16 protein-coding genes are annotated in these 21,103 nt (G+C 53.4%); 7 read left to right on the top strand and 9 right to left on the bottom strand.

The annotated features are described in order from the left end of the window. Positions 1-719 precede the first annotated feature (719 nt). The 8 genes from WKR98_RS10030 to WKR98_RS09995 all read right to left on the bottom strand — a co-directional run bounded on the left by WKR98_RS10030 (position 720) and on the right by WKR98_RS09995 (position 13,522). On the bottom strand, positions 720-2,048 hold the full coding sequence (locus tag WKR98_RS10030) for a hypothetical protein (RefSeq protein WP_341432788.1): 1,329 nt from the start codon (positions 2,046-2,048) through the stop codon (positions 720-722). Positions 2,049-2,112: 64 nt separating this feature from the next. Then, a complete protein-coding gene (locus WKR98_RS10025) occupies positions 2,113-3,375 on the bottom strand; it encodes a hypothetical protein (protein WP_341432787.1) in 1,263 nt (420 codons plus the stop codon). Positions 3,376-3,415: 40 nt separating this feature from the next. Further along, a complete protein-coding gene (locus tag WKR98_RS10020) occupies positions 3,416-5,611 on the bottom strand; it encodes a bi-domain-containing oxidoreductase (protein ID WP_341432786.1) in 2,196 nt (731 codons plus the stop codon). Positions 5,612-5,623: 12 nt separating this feature from the next. Next, entirely contained in the window at positions 5,624-7,615 is a 1,992-nt protein-coding gene (locus WKR98_RS10015) for an alginate lyase family protein (protein WP_341432785.1), read from the bottom strand. A gap of 361 nt (positions 7,616-7,976) precedes the next feature. Further along, positions 7,977-10,226, bottom strand: coding sequence for a polysaccharide biosynthesis tyrosine autokinase (locus tag WKR98_RS10010; RefSeq protein ID WP_341432784.1), 2,250 nt, complete (start codon positions 10,224-10,226; stop codon positions 7,977-7,979). Positions 10,227-10,239: 13 nt separating this feature from the next. Then, the gene (locus WKR98_RS10005) at positions 10,240-11,394 is read right to left on the bottom strand and encodes a polysaccharide biosynthesis/export family protein (protein ID WP_341432783.1); all 1,155 of its coding nucleotides are present in this window, start codon (positions 11,392-11,394) and stop codon (positions 10,240-10,242) included. Positions 11,395-11,448: 54 nt separating this feature from the next. Continuing rightward, positions 11,449-11,904 (bottom strand): arsenate reductase/protein-tyrosine-phosphatase family protein, encoded by a 456-nt coding sequence (locus tag WKR98_RS10000; protein ID WP_341432782.1) that lies wholly within the window; start codon positions 11,902-11,904, stop codon positions 11,449-11,451. A gap of 79 nt (positions 11,905-11,983) precedes the next feature. Beyond that, complete coding sequence (locus WKR98_RS09995; RefSeq protein WP_341432781.1) at positions 11,984-13,522, bottom strand: capsule assembly Wzi family protein; 1,539 nt, start codon at positions 13,520-13,522, stop codon at positions 11,984-11,986. 339 nt (positions 13,523-13,861) lie between these two features. On the opposite strand from WKR98_RS09995, the gene galU reads away from it, so the two are divergent. The 6 genes from galU (at position 13,862) to rfbB (ending at position 19,241) form a co-directional block, all read left to right on the top strand. Further along, the gene (gene galU, locus WKR98_RS09990) at positions 13,862-14,704 is read left to right on the top strand and encodes a UTP--glucose-1-phosphate uridylyltransferase GalU (RefSeq protein ID WP_341432780.1); all 843 of its coding nucleotides are present in this window, start codon (positions 13,862-13,864) and stop codon (positions 14,702-14,704) included. A 70-nt stretch (positions 14,705-14,774) separates the two neighbouring features. Then, positions 14,775-15,953 (top strand): LPS export ABC transporter permease LptG, encoded by a 1,179-nt coding sequence (lptG, locus tag WKR98_RS09985; protein WP_341432779.1) that lies wholly within the window; start codon positions 14,775-14,777, stop codon positions 15,951-15,953. After that, a complete protein-coding gene (locus tag WKR98_RS09980) occupies positions 15,950-16,771 on the top strand; it encodes a symmetrical bis(5'-nucleosyl)-tetraphosphatase (RefSeq protein ID WP_341432778.1) in 822 nt (273 codons plus the stop codon). The genes lptG and WKR98_RS09980 overlap by 4 nt, the downstream gene beginning before the upstream one ends. A gap of 21 nt (positions 16,772-16,792) precedes the next feature. After that, the gene (gene rfbC, locus WKR98_RS09975) at positions 16,793-17,362 is read left to right on the top strand and encodes a dTDP-4-dehydrorhamnose 3,5-epimerase (RefSeq protein WP_124687955.1); all 570 of its coding nucleotides are present in this window, start codon (positions 16,793-16,795) and stop codon (positions 17,360-17,362) included. After that, on the top strand, positions 17,359-18,240 hold the full coding sequence (gene rfbD, locus WKR98_RS09970; protein WP_124687954.1) for a dTDP-4-dehydrorhamnose reductase: 882 nt from the start codon (positions 17,359-17,361) through the stop codon (positions 18,238-18,240). The genes rfbC and rfbD overlap by 4 nt, the downstream gene beginning before the upstream one ends. After that, a complete protein-coding gene (gene rfbB, locus WKR98_RS09965; protein ID WP_124687953.1) occupies positions 18,237-19,241 on the top strand; it encodes a dTDP-glucose 4,6-dehydratase in 1,005 nt (334 codons plus the stop codon). Before rfbD ends, rfbB begins: the two co-directional genes overlap by 4 nt. A 31-nt stretch (positions 19,242-19,272) precedes the next feature. Here the strand turns inward: rfbB and WKR98_RS09960 are convergent, their stop codons facing one another. Next, positions 19,273-20,247 carry an Rpn family recombination-promoting nuclease/putative transposase gene (locus WKR98_RS09960; protein ID WP_124687952.1) on the bottom strand — a complete coding sequence of 325 codons (975 nt, stop codon included), beginning with the start codon at positions 20,245-20,247 and terminating at the stop codon, positions 19,273-19,275. Between the two features lie 121 nt (positions 20,248-20,368). Here WKR98_RS09960 and WKR98_RS09955 point away from each other — a divergent pair, with 121 nt between their 5' ends. Next, positions 20,369-21,058 carry a nitroreductase gene (locus WKR98_RS09955; protein ID WP_124687951.1) on the top strand — a complete coding sequence of 230 codons (690 nt, stop codon included), beginning with the start codon at positions 20,369-20,371 and terminating at the stop codon, positions 21,056-21,058. Positions 21,059-21,103 lie beyond the last annotated feature (45 nt).

Raw genomic sequence — 21,103 nt, 5'->3', positions numbered from 1 at the left:
CTCAGCTTCTCTCGGCTTACAGTCCCTGGATGATCGCCTCGATCACTTCTCGTTCTCGCCCAACGGGCACCGCAATTTTTTCTGGCACTCAAGGCCAGCATCGCTTCGCCGTACGCCTCTTGAAATTTTCAGCTGGCAGCTCGTAGTGCTCGCCCACATCCTGGAGATTGGCTCACGAGGAATTCGCCATACCCTGCTTGCCGCTATCGACCCACGATTCGACTCCAATGGCGACCGGTCGTGCTAACTGCTCGCCTCGCCACCATGGTCTCACCTTGTATGGTCCAACACCAGGCGCTTATACGCTTGGCTGTCCCGCGTCATCTTCCATCTTCATGCTCAACGTCGCTTCCTCGATGATAGAGTGAGCAGGCTTTCACCGAGCTAATCCGTCTCTCCACAAACTTAGAATAGATCCAGGCCACTACAGTCCGCTGGCTTGTCGGTTACAACGGCTACTGCTTGTATGAAGCGCCTGGCAGCATCAACCGATGCAGTTCATGCCCCGGGTAATCGTCATTTCGAACGTCTACGAGACGCTGCTTACTTGATCGTTATGCTTATAGTACTTCGCGCAAATCACATCTTCTGAAAGTTCATGCCTGGAAAATTTAAAAAAACTACCAAGCCCTTCAGGAATGTGGCGACAAACAGTTCGACACTGGCGGCGAATGTCACCATCTCAACAATCAAAGGCATGAATAATTTCACACACCTGATCAAAAATTCCCGCTATACCGAATTTTCTTTTTAAAACATAACAGCCATACCAAAAAATAAAATACTCCTCCGTAGCCCAATGCTGATCGAAAGAGACTAGCTTGACTGAGATAATACAAGAACACCATACCAAAGATCATCACGTAGACTCGTGACATACCTTGAGGAGCTCTTGTTGTCATTACATCAAACCAACTTATTATTAACGCCACTACCGCACCATAGAGGATGGCTACGATGACCCCCCCCTGTCCGTATGCGTCGATAAACACAGAGGCAGCAACACTTCCCGACTGAGCTCCAACAGCGTATGAGGAAAACACAACACGGGAGTCCTCAAAAACATCGAATCCCAATAATGATCCAAACAATCCAACATTGCTCAACCAATAATGTGGTGCCACGCTAGGAAAATAATCGACATACATTGCAGCCGGCAACGACAATCGCCCGATCACCCGCGTAACTATGACTTCGAACAACAACGGGACTGTGTCCCAGAAACTCATATAGAATCGATAGGCCGTTTGAAAATAATAGAAGAAAAATACAACACCCAACGCCACCGGCAAATATATCCACTTTTTTGCCAATAAGTTTGCATAATCTATTCTTATTTCATGACCTCGGCGATATCTTTCATAGAGTACCCACGCTATAGCGCACCCGCCCAGATAGACCATTAACGGGCGCTTCTGGAAAGTGAATATAAGCGCTAATGAGGTAATGACAAAAAATATCGCAAAAAAAATAAGAGAAAGCTTTGTTTTTCCTGACGTATATCGCAATAACGCAACAATCGATACTGCCGGGGCAAAATTATAGACAATCAGAATTATCAAATAATTTGATATGGCTTCGTAGCGAAGCTCCACAAAATCAGTAAGAGCATCTGGGTTCGCCGCTGTTATTAAACTCTTATATGAAGAGAAATTTTGTATGATAAAAAAAGTACATGCGGAGATGGCTACGAAGCTGCATACAAAATATAGCGGCCTCCGTACTCCAGATTGGAGGACCAATTGCCGTCGGTGTGCATTCATAGTTGATAAATCTGGTTGCCGCAACAATCTATTAAGAATAACAGCGACCCAGCTTCCAACTAATACTATCGCGTTTGCTTTATAGAAGTCGCCTTCACTAAGTAACTCCACGCGAAACGTAGAAAATGATTCCGCTAGTTTGTCTAATCCAAAGAACGGAAAAATCGTTAGTCCCAAGCCAACAAAAACAAACTGACAAACCACAAAGAAGAACAAGTATCGACTTCTGGAACGCAACGCGATCCACAAGAGAGCAGCCCAGGCAATAGCATAAAAAAGCGTCATTTTAAGACTCTAAAAATTTTCCGCAATGAGCTTCGATCAAGACTTTACCAAAATTCCACAAGTGCTATTGGACCAGTGCATTTCTTCTCTTTCCAAAAGCCCATATGAAGTAGATAGTATATAAATAGAAAAGAGAGAACATCGCACAAGAAGCATAAGTCGCTGCTTTTAACGAGTCAAACCCTATAGCTACCATACCAATGGCCACAGCGATATAGATTCCTACTGCAAGGGCCAGAAAAAATAAATTGATAGGGCTCGAATACTTGAGATCAACGTGGTTTCTAAGCGCATAAAACCCACAAACAGCTGGCGTAAAAATAATTATATAAAAGAGGATTTCATTGACCTGCTGCCACGAGTCGGGAATCCAATACCTCAACAATTTCCATCCAGCGACATAATAGAAAATACAAAACAAGATCGAAGCCACTATAGAAAATAGCGTGAACTGCACCAATCGTTTCTCTTCGTCTTGCGTATTAAAGATTTTGCTATTCGCCCTGAGCGCGAAGACCTGTGCTACTGGCAGAACAACCGCCTGTGCAATCCGCACTAATGTATAACTTATTATTAGAAAGCCGCTTTTCTCTGGATCATTTCGTAGCAGCCAAGGGCCGATAACTATCGTGCCAGCATCCGCAAATGCAGCAACACCTCTGGAAAACCCGAAAAGTAAAACCTTGCGATCAATGGCGAGTGACGGCTTCAATAAGGAGGACATATATCCTTTATGAATTAAAAACCACCCAAGAAACCCAACAGATGATACTAAGGTACCCACCGCCAATGTCATCGACAGGTCTTCTAAACTCCCATCGCTAGGAAAAACCAGCAAACAGAGAACAAAGATCAAGCTACCATTTAACCAATCCACCACATTATATTTTGAGAAGTGCAACTCGGATCGCCAAGCTGAGCCGGCCAAGTAACCAAAAGCTATTCCTGTTGCATAAACAACTAGCCAAAACGCCATGAGCGGGCCTGAATTTCCAAGCGCAAACTTCCCAAGAGCTTCGCCCCAAAAAAATGCTCCAACGCTCAAAATTGTTGCTAGTGCGAAGACCAATTTAACCATATTAGCGATTAGTTGATTACTCTTCGCACTACGGTCAGCGACTCCACAAAATTTAATGATACTCTGCGAAAATCCGAGCTGTGTCAGATTTCCATAAAAAACACCTTGTCGACGGAAGAGCAGGATCGCCCCCATAACCACAGGCGTCAGCGTCTGATCAGCTAGTCGAATACTCCACATCAAGAAGGCACTCTTAATTAATGCAAATCCAACATTTACAATAATTTGACTTTTCGCAGAGATTTTCATTCTTCCCTGAACAATCAATAGGCAGCAGTTTTGGGCTGAATCAAGAACTCAAAGCACTCGCTTTTTCTTTGATATATTCATCCAGTTTGATCACAGCCTTCTCTCTTCCGCTGAGTACTGCAGCTTCCGCAATTGCCGTAGCGTATAACCCCGCCACTGCATCCGCGCCCCCACCACTCTCCTGTCCAAGGATAGCATTGATAAATTCTGTCATTGCAGCTAGTTGGCCTTTGTCGTTCATTCCATCTCGAACTACTTTCTTCGACTGACCATAGATCTCGACCCCCTTATAGTCGTCGACAACTACACAGCGTCCGTTCCCAAAGGCTTCAAAATATTCTTTGCCTCGCTTTGTACTTCCGATCGTCACATAATTGATGTTAGCAACCGATCCATTTTCATACGCTATCGATATAGAGGCATCGGGATTGGTCACACTCGCCTCTCCAACAAAACTAGCCTGAACAGAAAGGGGCTTTGAATCCAGCATCCAGGTTGCGAAGTCAAAAAAGTGAACTCCTTCTCCCATCAGGCGCCCTCCCTCCTCAGCAGTATTAGACCAGTGGTTTCCCATGGCACCAACATTTACTCGTACATTAAGCACACGAGGGCCATTTCCCAAATTTGATTTCATGACTTTCAATTGAGGGGAGAAACGCCGGTTGTAGCCTACACGGAGGATACTCTCCCCTTTCTGCACCTCGCGAAGAATTTTTAGGCAATCCAAGATTGTTGTGGCCATCGGTTTCTCGACAAAGACGTGCTTACCGCTAGCCAATGCTCTCAAAACTAACTCCGCATGACTCTCATGTCTCGTCGAAATTACCACGGCGTGAACGTCATCATCCGATAAAATCTGATTTGTATCAGAAGTCGCATATGCCGCACCGATTTTTTTTGCAACCACGGCGGCGGAAGCTCCGGAGCGGCTAGCAACCGCCGACACTGTCGCAGCTTTTATTTTCCCCAAGTTCGGGACATGCACATTCTTCGCGTAACCGCCGACCCCAATTAAGCCAACATGGACGCTTCCGGTTCTAATTTGCGGTTGCGGATTAGCTATAATCTTGAAAGCATCTTTAGGCAACCCGCAATTTTGAGGGCTAGGCAGCGCATAATCCAACAGCACACCGAAAGTTCTCAATGGATCTGATTTTATTCTGGAATAGGCCTCTGTCGCCCGAACAACGGGAAATTTCTCAGTAATCAAATCATCGACATTAAGCCGTCCCGAGTGTAGAAGCGAAATGAAATACTCCAAATTTCTTTTTTCGGTCCAACGAGCAAACTCAATCGGATAATCGATTCCTCTCAATTCATAATTAGAATCGTATCGTCCGGGTCCGTAGGAGCATGACAATCGCAATTCAAGCTCTTTTGCATACATGCGCGCCCGCTCCAATCCGAGCCCCACGTCCCCCACAACGGACACACGCCCCCTCCTTCTGCAAAGAGAGAAGGCAGAATTGATCAAGGCATCTGAATCACTGGACGCGCAAATAACAATTCCATCGAGACTCTCCCCCTCTGTCCAAGTATTAACCTGCATCCCTGGATCAGTTTGGGCTGAATTAACTACTCCTGAACTCTGACAATAACGCCGTGCGTGCTCTACTTTTTCCCCTGAAATATCAAACCCATAAGCTTCATATCCCATCGCTTGGGCTAACCGAAGGGCCAATTGTCCGATAAGCCCAAGCCCAATAATTCCTACCCGTTCACCAGGGGATAACTCGAGCCGTCGAATTCCCTGCATCGCTATACAAGCAATCGCTCCGAAGGCTGCACTTTCGAAGCTAACGGTATCAGGCAGGTTAACAGTAAGCTGTTCGGGCACAACTACAAATTCCGCATGACTTGCATACCCCACGCCCATGCATGCAACACGTTGGCCGACTTTGCAGTCTTTAACATTCTCCTCGATTTCCAGAACAATACCAGCTGATGTATACCCGAGAGCAGTCATATCAGACAGCTTACTTTGCAGCGCTTCCGCCGTATTGCGAAACCCCTGCGACTTGGCCATATCCCAAATTTGACCAAACTTGTCTTTCGAATTCATCGCCTTTTCATAAAGACCTCGGAGTCCTGAATTCTTGGTAACTGCACTGCCCTCTGTACCTGCGCTAATCAGGGAGAAGGCATTTTGTACAAGAACCCCTTTGTATAATTTACCCGGGACGGGAGCTTCATTCACTTCAATGCGCCCTTGCCCTGAAAGAAAAACCTGTTTCATTCAAAACCCTTCCTAAATTATCTTCTTGAAATCAAATACCTGTCTAACAATTCCGGTAGCTCTATTAATTCTGGCAACCAAGACATTTCCTGGCGACTCATGCCCATATGCCTCGCTATAGATATCAGGGCGGACACAAACCTGAGCCTCACCCTTCATTTCAATTGAATAGGTTTTTCCCTGCGCCTTGATGACAGCAGAACGTCGATCCGACGATACGTTCACTTCCAATGCACCAACGGGGAAGTTCCATTCGATAGATCCCGAGGCGTTGCAAAAATCGATTTCGTCTGTTAACAAAAAATCCAAGGTAATCAAATTAATTTCAAACTTTCGTGAAACTGAAGCTCCTTGACTTACCCTCTCATATCCGTTATGTGACGCGCACACTTCTACCGAACCGTCTTTTCTTACTACGGAAATGTTATACGGTTGTGCATCGTTCTCTATCCCCCAACTTCCCGAAAAACGAGCCATTTCTTCATCAAACAAGCAGACAGTCGAATGAGAACGCGTACGTCGATAGTGGTCTTTTTTTAATAAATCGGCGGTATACCCGGAACATCCAGGATCTCTAACGAGACTAATAGCATCCCTCATGAACTCGAATGACAGCAAATCGTTGTGTCCATGCCCACCTCTCCCATTCATTCCTACTTCTCCAACATCGATCATGAGGTGGCTATTTTTTTGTATAGATCGAACCACCACATATCCACCTGTCGGGAAGTACATAACTTCGCTATCGTTGACCAATTTTATTCTTGGAATACCTTTAGAAGCAGTCAAAAATTTCGCCGCCAAATAGTCAATTTTTTTCACCAATGGACTTGGTGAGTCATACTCCAGAAAACTTTGACTTAGGGCCACGATAGGACCATGATCCCGCGGACGATCGAAGAGGAATGGTAAAATCACAGCGTCATCGGAGTCTCCGAAACCAGCGGAACTTCCGTCTGGTCGCATAGTGGCTTCGCTGTATTTAGCTGCTAACTCCAGAAGAACTAGTGCGTCTTGAGCGAATGGTTCGCCATGCTTTGCCCTCGAGATTGCCGCGAGAATAAAAAGCTCTAGAACTAGTTTGTGATAGCCACATGATTTCTCAAAATTCACGCCATCTTGAAGAAATTGCAGCGACACTTCTATATTCAACCATTTTATTGCATAACGGCGCCACTTTCTGGAGGTAGCGTTTTTACTCAGTGCATAAGATGCACAAAGCAACGCGACCAGATTTGCGGTAAAGTGATTTCCTCGCACGTCGGTAAACTCACGATTCATCCATACAAAAACCGCGTGTTCATAGATCATTGCAGACAGAGAGGAATATAAATCTTCGAGGACAGATCCTGCGTCTGACTCCGTGGATAGCGCTTGAACAACCAGATCCCGCATCAAAACAAGGTTGATCAAACGAATTGAAGCCTCCATCGGATACCAGTTCACGCTGTAAGCAACACGATTCAGGGACCGCCACCTAGCCAGCATCACCTGGGCATACTCGAGGCCTTCTAGATATTTATCTGAATTTCCGGCAGCGTTTACAAATAGCGGCATCAGGAAATGAAGGCGGGAAAGTTCCCAAGGAAATTTCACGTCATATGGACGATTTTTCTGCTCATAAAAGACATAGGATTTATAGTACTGAGGTGGCCATTTTTTCCCGTATCTCCAATCGCTCTGATAATCGTATGAGGTTAGATCAGGAACTTTTGTGGAAAAAATACTGAAGTCTGAGCGTATTACGTTTTCAGACAAGAAAGACAGCAGTGCTTTTTCTTCGGACGAGAGGGTAGGACTCGCATCTCTCAAAATAACAGTATTTTTCGTTAACTGTTTCTGCAGAGATATACGATGAGAGCGCCACTCTACCGCCCTCCAACCTTTTACTCTTCTAAAAAGAGCCAACATCATCCATTGATATAGGCGAAAGATAATGACACGCATAGGCTTTTGAATAATCCGCTGCGCTTTCGCGAAGAACAATTTAATTAGACGATGCATTGCTTTTGCGCTCCTCGCTGTGGGTACGAGGGCATCCTGAAAGGGAGATTTTGTCGTTGAGCCGAACTGCAACCCATAGCTTAAGCAGCACACTCATACGAAGCTTTCACGGCACCAGTGAGCCGAATGGGCCGATATTCGCACGAAGCATTTGGAGGTAGGGCGCAATCGCAGTTAGTTGAAAGTACCGCGCTACGTCTTATCGGCACAGGCTGGAGCAATTGTCGAGGTAACGTGAAATCGCTACATGGCTCTACTGTGCGATACTGCGCATTTGACATCGAAAGTAATTTTCGAAATTGCCTCTTACCTGCACAGGGGCAAGAGGCAAGGATATAGACAGGTCTATAAGCGAATCCGCTCAGTTCTTGGTCCCATACCCATAATAGTAGCGATAAGCGTATCCGTACCCGACCCGCCTCCGCTTAATCCCGTTAAAAATCAATCCTTTAACGTGACCGCCCGTTGATTCCAGTTTACGTATTGCATCGCGCACTTCACCAAGCGTACTTACCTCTGAACGCACAACCAAAAACACCGTTGCTGCAAGTTTTGCGACGGCCAATGTATCGCCGACAGGTAGAATGGGTGCAGAATCGAGCACTATGTGATCATAGTTGGATTGAACTTCTTCCAACAGTTTGGCGAATTTTTCCGTAAGTAACAGCTCACCTGGGTTGGGTGGAATTTGTCCAGAAGGAAGAATATCCAGCCCATTAATAGAGGCAGCGTTCTTCAATAAAACATCTTCCAGCGTGTTCTGCTCCACGAGCAGATTGGACAAGCCTGGTCTCATGTCATAACCGAAGTACGTGCCTAATTGGGGGCGGCGCATATCGGTTTCAACCAGCAGGACTTTTTTTCCTGCCGATGCAAGCAGCGCGCCCAAATTAGCGGAGACAAAACTTTTCCCAAGAGCAGACGTAGCACCAGTTATAACGATGTTCTTATTTTGAGCGCCGAGTGTGGCAAAAGATAGTCCTGTACGTAGAGAGCGAAGGCTTTCTATGGCCGGATCGTCTGGTTGAAGAACGGCCAAGAGTTGACTTCTACCCGCAACGATGGCCTGTCGTCCCTTTTGATCTCGCTTACTCGAATCCAGTTTCTCCTGCGAAACACTTTCAGGAACACTCGCAAAAGAAACAAGACCAGTTGCCCGCTCTACTTCCGTTACATCTCGGACCGTCGGTCTCAGCAACCTCGCAACGAACGCAGCCACAATACCAAGCAAGAGCCCCAACATCGCGGAGGTGAACAAAACATTTAACTTCTTCGGTTCGACTGGCTCATCATCTCGCACTGCAAAATCGATAATTCGCACATTACCGACGGTACCGGCCTTTGCGACTTTTAATTGCTGAGCGTTATTCAAAAGAGCCACATATAGTTCATTGCTAACCTCAGCATCGCGTTGCAACCGAAGCAAGTCACGCTGTGCGGCAGGCAGCCGATTGACTTGATCGTTAATGAGGCCACCTTCTCTTTCCAGAGCGGCTAGTTGCGACTCTACGGCGCGAAGCTCAGGGTGTTCTGGTCGATAACGTTGGCGCAATTCGTCACGTTTTAGTTGGAGCTGCAGTCGTTCTTTCTCCGTCTCTACGGCCTGCTGGAGCAAACTATCCGTCGTTTTTTCAACACTGACGGTGTTGGTCTTTGTCCGAAATGCATTCAGAGCGTCTTCTGCTTTAATAACACTTTGCTTAACCTCAGGCAATTGCTGCTCGAGAAATTTCAAGCTTTGATCTGCCTCAGCGCTACGGCGCTCCACATTCTGAGTGAGATAGGTTTTCGCTATAGCATTAACCAAGCCTAACGCGAAATCCACATTAGAATGCACATAACTCACGCGGATCACACTACTTTGGCGGCCGACTTCCGCCACCGATAAATCTTGTAATATATCGCGATAAACATCAACGATGGCTTCTCGTTTGACGTTGAATTGTGTGCCAACATGGGCCCGCAGATCTTTAACAACAATCTGAGCAGATTTTCCATCGACAAGGAACTCTGTCCGCTCATGCACGCGTCCGGCGCCAACTAGATCACCATCGCTATTTTCGATTTCAAATTTTCCGTCGCCGGTCGCGCGAATGGTAAAAAACTTTCCATAGCTCGAGGAAGGAACAATGAATTCGTCTAACTCTAAGGACTCCCCTCCCCACGCATAGCTATTTAGCCCAAGAACCGGATCAGCAAGTTCAACAGCAGTATGTCTGCGTGCAAGCCAGGAGCCGATGAGGGGAAAATAATGTGGCCTAATCTTTATATCTGCGTGAGTCGCAGCTATCGCTTTTATTACTACTTCGCGGGATCGTAAAATTTCAACCTCACCGCTGACTGGGCTGGAGTTTGCACCCAATGCATCTGCAATATCCTGCAAACCGCCCAGAGCGCTCGGTTTTTTATCTTCAACTTGTACGAGCGCATCAGCTTTGTAGATGGGCGTAGCTAATACAGCATAGCTCACACCAACAATCAACGCTGCTACAAAAAAGCCGACTATTAGCCATAGATGCTGCAACAAGGTATCAATAAGACCCGATAGATTCAGCTGATCAACTGAATCCATAGTCGCATCTTGCATCAGAGGAGAGGTTTGTACTGTCATATTGAAACCGTTTTTAATTCTGCACTGTTGCGCGAATAACCGAAGCCGTCGGGATGATATTGTTTATAATACGGCCGAATCGCGCGACCGCAGCGGGATCCACATAAACAATATCTCGTGGCTGTAAATCGAATCGATCTGCAAGCACTAACGCATCGGGTGCCGCTGCATTCAAATGCCATATTTGAGGACGATTATTAGTTCCCGAACGTATTACATAGAGTTGACCAGCGTTGGCACTCAATGGATTGAATCCACCCGAATCGGAAACAGCCTCTGCCAAACTCAACCTACCCCGAGGCATAACGAGAGACTGAGGTTTGGTAACCTCACCCAGTACGAAAACTTTGTTATAGCGGTTTTCAATGACCGTAAGGATATCGCCGGCTTGCAACTGTAGATTTTGCGACAAATCGCCCTGATAATACAATGCATACAAATCTACTGCTATAGACTTTCCCTGCCGCATCAATGTCGCTTTGCTCAAGTCGGCTTCAGGTTTTAGTCCCCCAGCCTGGGAAATTAAATCCGTTATGGTCAAGGGGACATCAGTTAAAGGCACAACTCCAGGTTTTTCCACTTGCCCCATCACAAATGCTCTCTGGCTGCGATAAGTCAAAACCGAAACATCAACCTGGGGCTCTACAAGAACTGCGGACAGTTTCTTGGCTAGTTCGTCACGAATTTCTTTAACCGTTCGGCCACCGGCCTTAACCTGTCCGGCGTAAGGATAGAAAAAGAAGCCATCATTGTTGACAACGCGCCCCTGCAAATCATTTAGAACGCCTGAAGGATTGTTTAATTCGGGATGATTCCATACCGTTACCCGCAACACATCTTGTGGAGCTACGGTATAGCTATATGAATTTGACGGTGCCGTCGTTGCCACTGCCCTAGCACTGGCGAGCTTCTCTTCTTCAGCTTCACGCTGCTGAATCTGTTTCGCGATCACACCGGGTGTGATAGAAAAAATATCTGCTCTTTCTTCTATTGATTCTGTACCGGTAGCATCGTAGACATACGGTTCATCCGTTTCGTTAACTTTTGGTGTCACCCCCAGATACTGTCCTGGAACTAGGGAGCACCCCCCCATTATTAAAGCGCTAGCCGCTATGAACAAGGGCCGTTGACGAGAGAAAGAAAGAGAAAGAGGGGCGATAGGCTTCATAGATATTGGGATCTCCAACTTTTATTCGCTATGGGTCGAATACACTTCTTGCGGCTATACCACAGCATTTACCCGCAACATTCCCGCTTCTTGTAGCCGCTTCACCCACTCCTTAGCACCAGCGTCACATTGAGCCCAAACACTTTCAAAGACAGATAATGGATCATTTATTGGATCCGCTATTTCTTGCCCCTGCCATTGCCCCAGAAGAAATGTTTTTCCTAATGCGGTTGGATAACGTCGTTGAACTTCTCTACGATGCCCTTCGTCCATGACAAATATGGCTGTTGCCATGACCATATCCGCGCTATTGACGGCAGCCGCCCTTTTCTCTTCAGCGATGGGAACTCCGTGCGATTGAGCCACCGATAAAGCATGTGGATGCGGTGAGCGCCCAACAGGAGCAGCAAAGCCTCGGGAAATAACGTTTGCATCGAGGCCCATTAGATCTACATAGTGGGCCACCAGGGCCTCTCCCATCGGACTACGGCAAACATTTCCCGTGCACATTACAAGCAGTACTGGAGCGTGAGGCGTTAACGACATATTGGATAAAATTAGGAACAAAAACGTACACGATCTTCTATTGCTACATACCAAGGGGTATATTCATAGAAAGATTCAAACTGAATCCGTTATCTATATTCCCCGACGTACGTCGCAGCATGGAGACACCAGCCCGAAACGTCGCAGGCCGAATACGCCAGCTGTATGCCAATTCAGCTCCATACCAGCGAGCTTGTCGGGGAAAAGCTTGGTTAATAGCTTGGCTTTTTTCGTTAACCTCTGCTTGGATAAATCGGACGCTATAGCGAGAAAAATATCTAAAATCATCTGGAACAAGTACTACTCCCGCCGACAATGCTCGACCAGTCCCTCCGATTGGATGTCCGATAGGTAATCCATCGTGATACAAGCCATCTTTATATGTGCCGTGACTATAAGCTGTGCCAGCTAAAGCTGAACCCAATCCAAAGACTCGGCTGGCGGTCGTATCAGCAGCCTCCGCATGCCATTGGACGCGAGTAGCGCCTATAGCATGCTTAAATTGCATTCCAAACTGGGAAAGGTAATGTGAAGGCAACCCTCCAGCTTCATCTTCCCCCGCCAATTGTCCATAGAAAGTGAGCGGATTTCCCCAGAGACTAAGGGTATAGCGTAGATCGAAGCCGGACAGTTCGTTGCTTGGATCCTCTCCCCTCGCTTGATCGTTTGAGTTACCCCGCAAAGCGTCCCAAAGTGCGCCAAGGCCATTATCGCGGCCGCGCCCCCCCCACTCGATGAACCGCGACGCGCCTAATTCCAAACCTTTTATGGGTTGCACAAACACGCGCATATTGATCACTCTCGCACGAGGCACGGCATTATCATGCTGCAACTGACCAAGAAAAAAATCATAGCCCCACGGTCCCATCCACGACAGCCACTTGCTTTCTGGCGCAGTCTGCTTCGCACGTTGCAACCCAATACCGGGAATGGCTGTTCCCGCATTTCCCCAATTCAAGCTACCATCGAGCCCGGGCCCCCAGTAGTGGGCAAGTTGCCCTACATAGAGTGCTTGGCCTAGAAATCGTGCAGACACATAGCTGCCTTCCAGATTCACCTTGGACTGCTTACTTGTAAGTGGATCGAGCAATCCATTAACCTGAAGTTTGCCCGCAAAGGTATCCCCGCCCCCCTGTAGGTATACGCCTCCTGAAGCAGCTGCCCGACTCTGACTAGCGAACCCCAATTGCGGTAAGGAGTCAGTATTGACCTGTGCGACAAGTCCGAAACGAGAGTTCTTCTGGTCATCGAGATAGCGCCGCACCGCCAAGATCGCGTGCACATCAGCTCGCGCTAAACCCTTCCTCTTGCGTGCTTCCAAAGCTGCTTCCAGCACGGAAACAGGGATGGGCCAAGTGGATGTAGAGACGTAGCCGATGATCCCTCTGTCCACCAACCATTGGATGTCGTCTCGTAACTCCTGATTGCCCGCCTCGATCATCGCCGCATTTTGCGCAGATGCCCCCTCTCCTGCTAGAAGGGCTACAGCGCTCAACAGACCAATAGCGATGGATCGGATGACATGCTTGCCGGTTGGCTCGCACAAGCGAATCAGGCCACTTTTGTGCACGATAGACGTCAAGAAAAAGGGTCAACCCACGACAGAAATATAGGGCTTACCCTAGATTCCGTGGAAGAGAGAAAGGCGAGCAAACATACCATGAAACCCTAAGCCCCCATATCGCACTTAATTTCTATAACAAATTTGCGACCATCCCACGATGGCAGGTTTCACGGAGACGAGGTTGCTTTCCCCGTGTCGACATGATAGCCCTCGTTACGAGAGTTTGATCAACGGTAACAGGCGCTTTTTCCTTTTTCCTCCAGCTAAATTTCCGCCCCCCAGCCCCCCCGGAACGAGAAGCAAGTCGAGTAACATGCCTAGCAACACAGCATTCTCACCCCTTCTCGAGTCGCTTCTATGAAACCTATCCGTACCGCCGTCTTTCCTGTCGCCGGCCTGGGCACGCGTTTCCTTCCTGCAACAAAAGCCATGCCGAAGGAGATGCTGCCCGTCATCGACAAGCCCCTGATCCAGTACGCCGTCGAAGAAGCGGTAGCGGCAGGGATCTCTACTATGGTCTTCATCACCGGCCGCAACAAGCGGGCAATCGAGGATCACTTCGACACGATTCCCGAGCTGGAGGCCGAACTGGTGGCCAAGCACAAGATCGAGCTGCTGCGCACGGTGAAGAACATCATCCCGCCGTCGGTGAACTGTATCTATATTAGGCAGCCTGCTCCCCTGGGGCTGGGCCACGCTGTGCTGTGCGCCGAGCCGGTGGTGGGCAAGGAGCCGTTCGCGGTACTGCTGGCCGACGATCTGATCGATGCCGACGTGCCTGTTACAAAGCAGCTTGTCGCTGCCGCCTTGGCGAACGGCGGCAGCGTGTTGGGTGTGCAGGACGTGGACCGGCAGGATACGTCGAAGTACGGGATCGTCGACACGCGGGACGCTTCGGGGCAAACCGCCCAGGTGTTCAACATGGTTGAAAAACCCGCTCCGGAGGACGCTCCGTCCACGCTGGCGGTGGTGGGCCGCTATGTTCTGGAAGGCGAGATATTCGATCACTTGCGTACGTTGGGCAAGGGCGCGGGCGGCGAGATCCAGTTGACGGACGGGATCGCGGCGCTGATGCAGGCCAAGCGCAAGGTGTTTGCGCATCGCTACGACGGCAAGCGTTACGACTGCGGCAGCAAGACGGGGTTGTTCGAAGCCACGGTCGCGCTGGGCAAGAAGTATCACGGTTTCGAGGTGAAGTAAGCCGCGGCGGGGCCGGCCTTCCCCCGCGGCCATCCTTTACACTAACGGCCTGCCCGTTTCCCTATACGCCGTGAACACCGCCCGCCGCTACCTGGCCACAGAAATCTATCGTTCCTCTTCCGTCGTCCTGATGGCGCTGGTGGGGTTGTTCTCGTTCTTCGCCCTGGTGGACGATCTGGACCAGGTGGGTCGTGGCGGCTTCAAGCTGTATCACCTGCTGTTCCTGGAACTGCTGGCGCTGCCGACGCGGATCTACGACATCCTGCCCATCGGGCTGCTGATCGGGGCGATCCTGGCGCTGGCGGGGCTGGCGCAGCGGCACGAGTTGGTGATCCTGCGGGTATCCGGGGTCAGCGGGATGCGGTTGCTGGGCATGCTGTGGCTGGTGTCGGTGCCGGTGATGATGCTGGCGATCGTGCTGGCCGAGTGGTTGACGCCGGCGGCCGAGATCAAGCTGAACGAAACGCGGTTGTCGATCACGGGCAGCGCGGGCGGGCGGTCGTCGGGGGTGCTGCGCAGCGGCTATTGGTTCAAGGAAGACGCCCCCAACGGCGAACGCATCATCAATGTGGCCACGATGCAGGCCGGCGGCAGCGCCACGGACGTGACGCTGTACGACTTCACGTCGTCGCGGCAGCTGGCCTCGATCACACAGGCAAAAACGGGCAGTTTCGGGACGAATGAGCTGCGTCTGCATGACGTGGCGATCACGACGGTTTCCCCCACGCTGGAGTCCGCGCTGCACGCGGGAGCGCGGGCCACCGAGGCCCCGGTGGTGGTCACGCATGAAGCCGAGCGTGTAGTGCCGACGACGTTGACGCCGGAACTGTTGCTGGCCAGGGTGCTGACGCCGGAGCGGATGTCGTTCACGGATCTGCTGGACTATGTAGGGTATCTGAACAAGAATCACCTGACGTCCGACCGGCAGATCGTTGCTATTTGGCGAAAACTGATCTATCCGTTCACGCTTCTGGCGATGATTACTATCGCCGCGCCCATAGGGTTCATGCAGACGCGGCGGGGCGGGGTCGGGGTGAAGATCTTCCTGGGCATCCTGCTGGGCGTGGGCTTTTTCATGTTGAATCAGTTGTCGCTGAACGTGGGCATGCTGAATCGATGGCCGGCCTGGGTGACGGCGGTGGCGCCGAATGCGCTGGCGCTGGGTGCCGCGCTGCTGGCGATGTTGGGGATGGAGTACGGCAATCTGCTGCGCGCCCGGTGGCGTCAGGCGGCGGGTGCGACGACATGAGTATCTGGATGATCGGCGACTTGCAGGGGTGCTGTGCACCGCTGGAGTCGCTGCTTGCGCGGCCGGAGATCGCGGGCGATGCCGATGCGCGGTTCTGGTTCGCGGGTGATCTGGTGAACCGGGGGCCAGCCTCGCTGGCGACGGTGCGCAAGGTGATGTCGCTGGGCGAACGGGCGGTGGCGGTGCTGGGCAATCATGACTTGCATCTGCTGGCGGTGGCGGCCGGGCTGCACAAGGTGGGCAAGTCGGACACGATCCAGGAAGTCCTGGATGCGCCGGATGCCGCCGACATATTGGCCTGGCTGCGGCATCGGCCGTTGGCGCATTTTCAGTTGGGACATCTGATGGTTCACGCGGGCGTACTGCCCGCCTGGACAGCGGCGCAGACGCTGGCGCTGGCCGGCGAGGTGGAGGCAACGCTGCGCGGGCCCCTCTGGCGGGATTTCCTGGCGCAGATGTACGGCAATCAGCCGGCGGCCTGGGATGACGGGCTGCAAGGCGCGGATCGGCTGCGGGTGATCGTGAATGCGTTGACGCGGATGCGTTTCTGCGCGGCGGACGGCACGATGGAGTTCGCGGCCAAGGCCAATGCCAAACATGCGCCGGACGGGTTCATGCCCTGGTTCGATGTGCCGGGCCGGGCCACGGAGTCGGTCACGGTGGTATTCGGGCATTGGTCGACGCTGGGGCTGCTGGAGCGTCCGGGCCTGCTGTCGCTGGACACGGGCTGTGTCTGGGGCGGGCAATTGACGGCCGCGCGCCTGGAGGACCACAAGCTGGTGCAGGTGGCCTGCCAGCAGTATCAGGTACCGGGCTGATCGCCGCCGGCAAAAGGGGTAATCGTGGACGTGCTGGAGACCCGCCTGCCGGAAGTGCTGGTGTTCGCGCCCGAGGTGCGGCGCGATGCGCGCGGGTATTTCGTGGAAACGTTCCGGGCGAGCTGGCTGGAGCAGGCGGGCATCCAGGCGGAGTTCGTGCAGGAGAATCAATCGCTGTCGCGGCGCGGTGTGCTGCGCGGGCTGCATTTCCAGTGGCCGGGCGCGCAGGGCAAGCTGCTGCGGGTGGCGCGGGGCCGGATTTTCGACGTGGCGGTGGACGTGCGCTTGGGGTCGCCGCGTTTCGGGGCCTGGGTGGGCACGGAGATCGATGGCGATACCCACCGGCAGGTCTGGATTCCTCCGGGCTTCGCACACGGCTTCTGCGTGCTGTCGGACGAGGCCGAGGTCGTCTACAAGTGCACGGCCTATTACGACCCAGCCGCCGAAACCGGCGTGCGCTGGAACGATCCCGCGCTGGACATTGCATGGCCCGACGTCGGGCCCTACGCGCTGTCGGCCAAGGACGAAGCGCAGCCATTGCTGGCGGAGCTGCCGCGCGACCGTTTGCCGGTCCATGCAGGCACGCCATGAGCATCCTGGTGGCGGGAGCAGGCGGACAGTTGGGGCGCGAACTGGTGTCCCGAGGAGCGGCCCTTGGGGTCGTGGGGCTGGATCACGGGCAGTGGGACCTGACCGATCCCACCGCGACCGACCGCATCATGGCCGGGCATCGCCCCCAGATCGTCATCAACGCAGCCGCCCATACGGCGGTGGACAAGGCGGAGCGTGAACCTGCGCTCGCCCTGGCGGTGAACCGGGAAGGGGTGGGCCATCTGGCCCGGGCTTGCGCGGCTCGGGGGGCTGCGCTGCTGCATCTGTCGACCTGTTATGTGTTCGATGGGGCCAAAGGCGCTCCCTACGTCGAGGATGACGAGCCCCGGCCGCTGAATGCGTACGGCCGCAGCAAGTGGGAGGGGGAACGGCTGTTGCGCGCGTCGCTGACCCGCCATCTGACGCTGCGGGTATCGTGGGTGTTCGGCGCGCAGGGCGACAATTTCGTCCGTACGATGCTGCGGCTGGCGGGCGAAGGCCGGCCGCTGCGCGTGGTGGCCGACCAGACGGGCACGCCCACGCACGCGGGCGCCATTGCCGGGGCTTTGTTGCAGTTGGCCACGCGCATCCAGGGCGGCGAAGAGCTGCCGTGGGGCACCTATCACTACCCAGGCGGCCCGGCGACAACGTGGCACGGCTTCGCCCAGGCCATCCTGGCCGAGGCGCACGAATTGGGTCTGCTGGATTCGACACCCGAGGTCGGGGCCATCGACAGCGGCGACTACGCGACGCCGGCCCGGCGGCCACGCCATTCGGTGCTGGACGGCACGCGGGGCCGTGAGGTCCTGGGACTGGAACCGGCCGACTGGCGCACAGGATTGCGAGAGGTATTGTCCGCATGGAAGGACGCGGCATGAATCATGTTCCCCGGCATGTCCTGGTCACGGGCGGCGCCGGCTTCATCGGCTCGAACTTCGTGGCCTGTCTGCTGGCCGGCGATCCCGGCGTGCGGGTGGTCAATCTCGACCTGATGACCTACGCGGCGGATCCCGGCATCCTTCCGCGCTTCGATGCCAGCGGCCGCCATGTCTTCGTCCATGGCGACATCTGCGACGCGGCGCTGGTCGATCGGCTGCTGCGCGATCACGACGTCGATACCATCGTCCACTTCGCCGCCGAGACGCACGTGGACCGGTCCATCAGCGGGCCGGGCGATTTCGTGCGGACCAACGTGGACGGGACCTTCGTGCTGCTGGAGGCGGCGCGGCAGGCCTGGCTGGCCGAGGGCCGTTCCGCGCGGGGGCGGCGTTTCCATCACATTTCCACGGACGAGGTCTACGGTTCGCTGGGGCCGGACGACGCGCCGTTCACCGAGTCTTCGCCCTACGCGCCGAACTCGCCCTACTCCGCCAGCAAGGCGGCCTCGGACCACCTGGTGCGGGCCTATCACCGCACTTATGGGCTGCCGGTAGTGACGACGCATTGCTCGAACAACTACGGCCCCTATCAGCACGACGAGAAGTTCATTCCCACCATCATCCGCTGCTGCCTGGCGGGCGAGCCCATACCGGTGTTCGGCACCGGCGGCAATTCGCGCGACTGGCTGTACGTGGATGATCATTGCCGGGGCATAGACCGGGTGCTGCGGGACGGACTCACGGGCGAGACCTACAACATCGGCGGCGGCTGCGAGCTGAACAATATCCAGGTGGCCGAGAAGCTGTGCGCGCTGATGGATGAACATCATCCCGAGGGCGCGCCGCATCGCCGGCTGATCAGCTTCGTGGCGGACCGGCCGGGGCATGATTGGCGGTATGCGATCGACGCGGGGAAGATGCGGGAGGAGCTGGGATGGGAGCCCGCCGAGGACTTCGACGGCGCGATACGGAAGACACTGGCCTGGTATCTGACGAGGTAAGGAAGTCCCTAACACCCAGTCTGCTGTCAGTTCATGATTGCCTGAACACGGCCTCAAGGCTGGGGGCATCCAGCACGTTCAACGCCCAGGTTTCCAGCTCGCCATCGGATGCTTCCGCAAGGCGCCGGCGTACGACATCTGGTAGCGGACCGAAGCGCCGGATAAGCAATTGCTGCAACAACTGTGCCTTGCCTTGGTGCAGGCCACGATCATGCCCCTCCTGAAGCCCTTCTTCCCGGCCCACTTGCTTCCAGCGCAGGCTCCAATCGATTTTCTCTGCGGTCATCACGGCGTTGAACTCCTGCAGGTTGCCTACTCTAGGAATGCTAACACCCGGCGCCCGCTCCGGCAGAAGGATCTCCACCAGCCACGCGGTAAACGCACGTTCCAACTCATCCAACCCCGTCCCTTGCAGCCGCATGATCAAAGCCTGCACCGCCTGGCGCATCGTCTCTTCGTCAGCGGCGTGCTCCAGCTGGAACAATAGCGTTGCCAAGTTGCCGGCGGGGAGACTGCCTCCCTCAAGCAGCGCCCCCTCATCCAACAACAGGTAACGTAACGCGGGAATGTAGGTTTCCAGCCCGACAGCGGGCGCAATCAGTTCCGATACTTGCTGCACCGCATTCCAGCGCGCCAGACCGTTGTACAACACGATGGGCAGCACTGGCGGCAAGCGGCCGCTGAGCAGCGGCCTTTGCTGGCGCCGGATCTCTTCATACAACAACCCCAGATAAGTAAGCATGCGTAGCGCCATGGCGGGGTCGCTGCGGGATTGGAACTCCAACAGCAGATATACGTAAACCCAATCGCCTGCCCCGCGTACACGCCAGACCATATCACTGACACGACGCTTGCCGCCGCGTGCGACATGTTCACCATTGACTCGCTCGAGGGTGGAGAAATCGACTTGTGCTATCCACTCCTGGCGCACAACTCCCTGCAGCAACTCGGCCATCATTGCCGAATGAGAAAACAGGCTACGGTACGCGCTATCGTGACGAGACATGACGAAAACAATCCAAGGTCAGGAAGCGCTACTCTATCGATCGCCTTAGGCTCCAGCATCCGGAACCAGGACGGTTTTGTCCCTCCGTTCGCGCCGCTCCCCCCAAGATAGACACGCTCTCATGACTGACCACGCCGACGACTACGCTTCGCTCACCCGCCTGCTGAACGACCGCTGGAGCTGCCGCGGCTTCCTGCCCGAGCAACTGCCCCGCGACACCATCCAGCGCATCCTGGCGCTGACGCAGCGCACGGCCTCCTGGTGCAACACGCAGCCCTGGGAAGTGATCGTGACGGCGGGCGCGGGCACTGAGCGGTTCCGGCGGGCCCTGTTCGACCACGTGATGTCGCGGCCGCAGGCGCATTCCGATTTCCCCTTCCCGCGCGAGTACCCCGGCGTCTACCGGGAACGGCGACGGGAGTGCGGCTTCCAGTTGTACGACAGCGTGGGCGTGCAGCGCGGCGACCGCGAGGCCTCGGCCCGCCAGGGCGCGGAGAATTTCCGGTTCTTCGGCGCGCCGCACGTGGCCATCATTACCACGCCCGAGGCGCTGGACGTGTACGGGGCCGTGGATTGCGGCGCCTACGTGGGCAATTTCATGCTGGCGGCGCGCAGCCTGGGCGTGGCGACGATCGCGCAGGCCGCGCTGGCGGAATATTCGTCCTTCATCCGCGATCATTTCGGCATCGCGCCGGGCCGCAAGGTGGTCTGCGGGATTTCGTTCGGCTTCGCGGATCCGGGCCACCCCGCCAACGGCTTCCGCACGTCTCGGGCGGCGGTGGACGACGTTGTCAGGTGGATGGAGGAGTAGAAAATCCTCACGTTCCTAAGGATTCTTCCGTAATTCCGAGTTCAT

Origin of the sequence: Pigmentiphaga sp. YJ18, from assembly GCF_038066655.1 — a bacterium.
GTDB lineage: Bacteria > Pseudomonadota > Gammaproteobacteria > Burkholderiales > Burkholderiaceae_B > Pigmentiphaga.
This window is presented reverse-complemented; position numbering and strand designations above follow the sequence as displayed.

Coding starts and splice junctions, on each gene's coding strand:
- WKR98_RS10030 (WP_341432788.1), bottom strand. CDS start 2,048: ATGACGCTTTTTTATGCTATTGCCTGGGCTGCTCTCTTGTGGATCGCG.
- WKR98_RS10025 (WP_341432787.1), bottom strand. CDS start 3,375: ATGAAAATCTCTGCGAAAAGTCAAATTATTGTAAATGTTGGATTTGCA.
- WKR98_RS10020 (WP_341432786.1), bottom strand. CDS start 5,611: ATGAAACAGGTTTTTCTTTCAGGGCAAGGGCGCATTGAAGTGAATGAA.
- WKR98_RS10015 (WP_341432785.1), bottom strand. CDS start 7,615: ATGCATCGTCTAATTAAATTGTTCTTCGCGAAAGCGCAGCGGATTATT.
- WKR98_RS10010 (WP_341432784.1), bottom strand. CDS start 10,226: ATGACAGTACAAACCTCTCCTCTGATGCAAGATGCGACTATGGATTCA.
- WKR98_RS10005 (WP_341432783.1), bottom strand. CDS start 11,394: ATGAAGCCTATCGCCCCTCTTTCTCTTTCTTTCTCTCGTCAACGGCCC.
- WKR98_RS10000 (WP_341432782.1), bottom strand. CDS start 11,904: ATGTGCACGGGAAATGTTTGCCGTAGTCCGATGGGAGAGGCCCTGGTG.
- galU (WP_341432780.1), top strand. CDS start 13,862: ATGAAACCTATCCGTACCGCCGTCTTTCCTGTCGCCGGCCTGGGCACG.
- WKR98_RS09980 (WP_341432778.1), top strand. CDS start 15,950: ATGAGTATCTGGATGATCGGCGACTTGCAGGGGTGCTGTGCACCGCTG.
- rfbD (WP_124687954.1), top strand. CDS start 17,359: ATGAGCATCCTGGTGGCGGGAGCAGGCGGACAGTTGGGGCGCGAACTG.
- rfbB (WP_124687953.1), top strand. CDS start 18,237: ATGAATCATGTTCCCCGGCATGTCCTGGTCACGGGCGGCGCCGGCTTC.
- WKR98_RS09960 (WP_124687952.1), bottom strand. CDS start 20,247: ATGTCTCGTCACGATAGCGCGTACCGTAGCCTGTTTTCTCATTCGGCA.
- WKR98_RS09955 (WP_124687951.1), top strand. CDS start 20,369: ATGACTGACCACGCCGACGACTACGCTTCGCTCACCCGCCTGCTGAAC.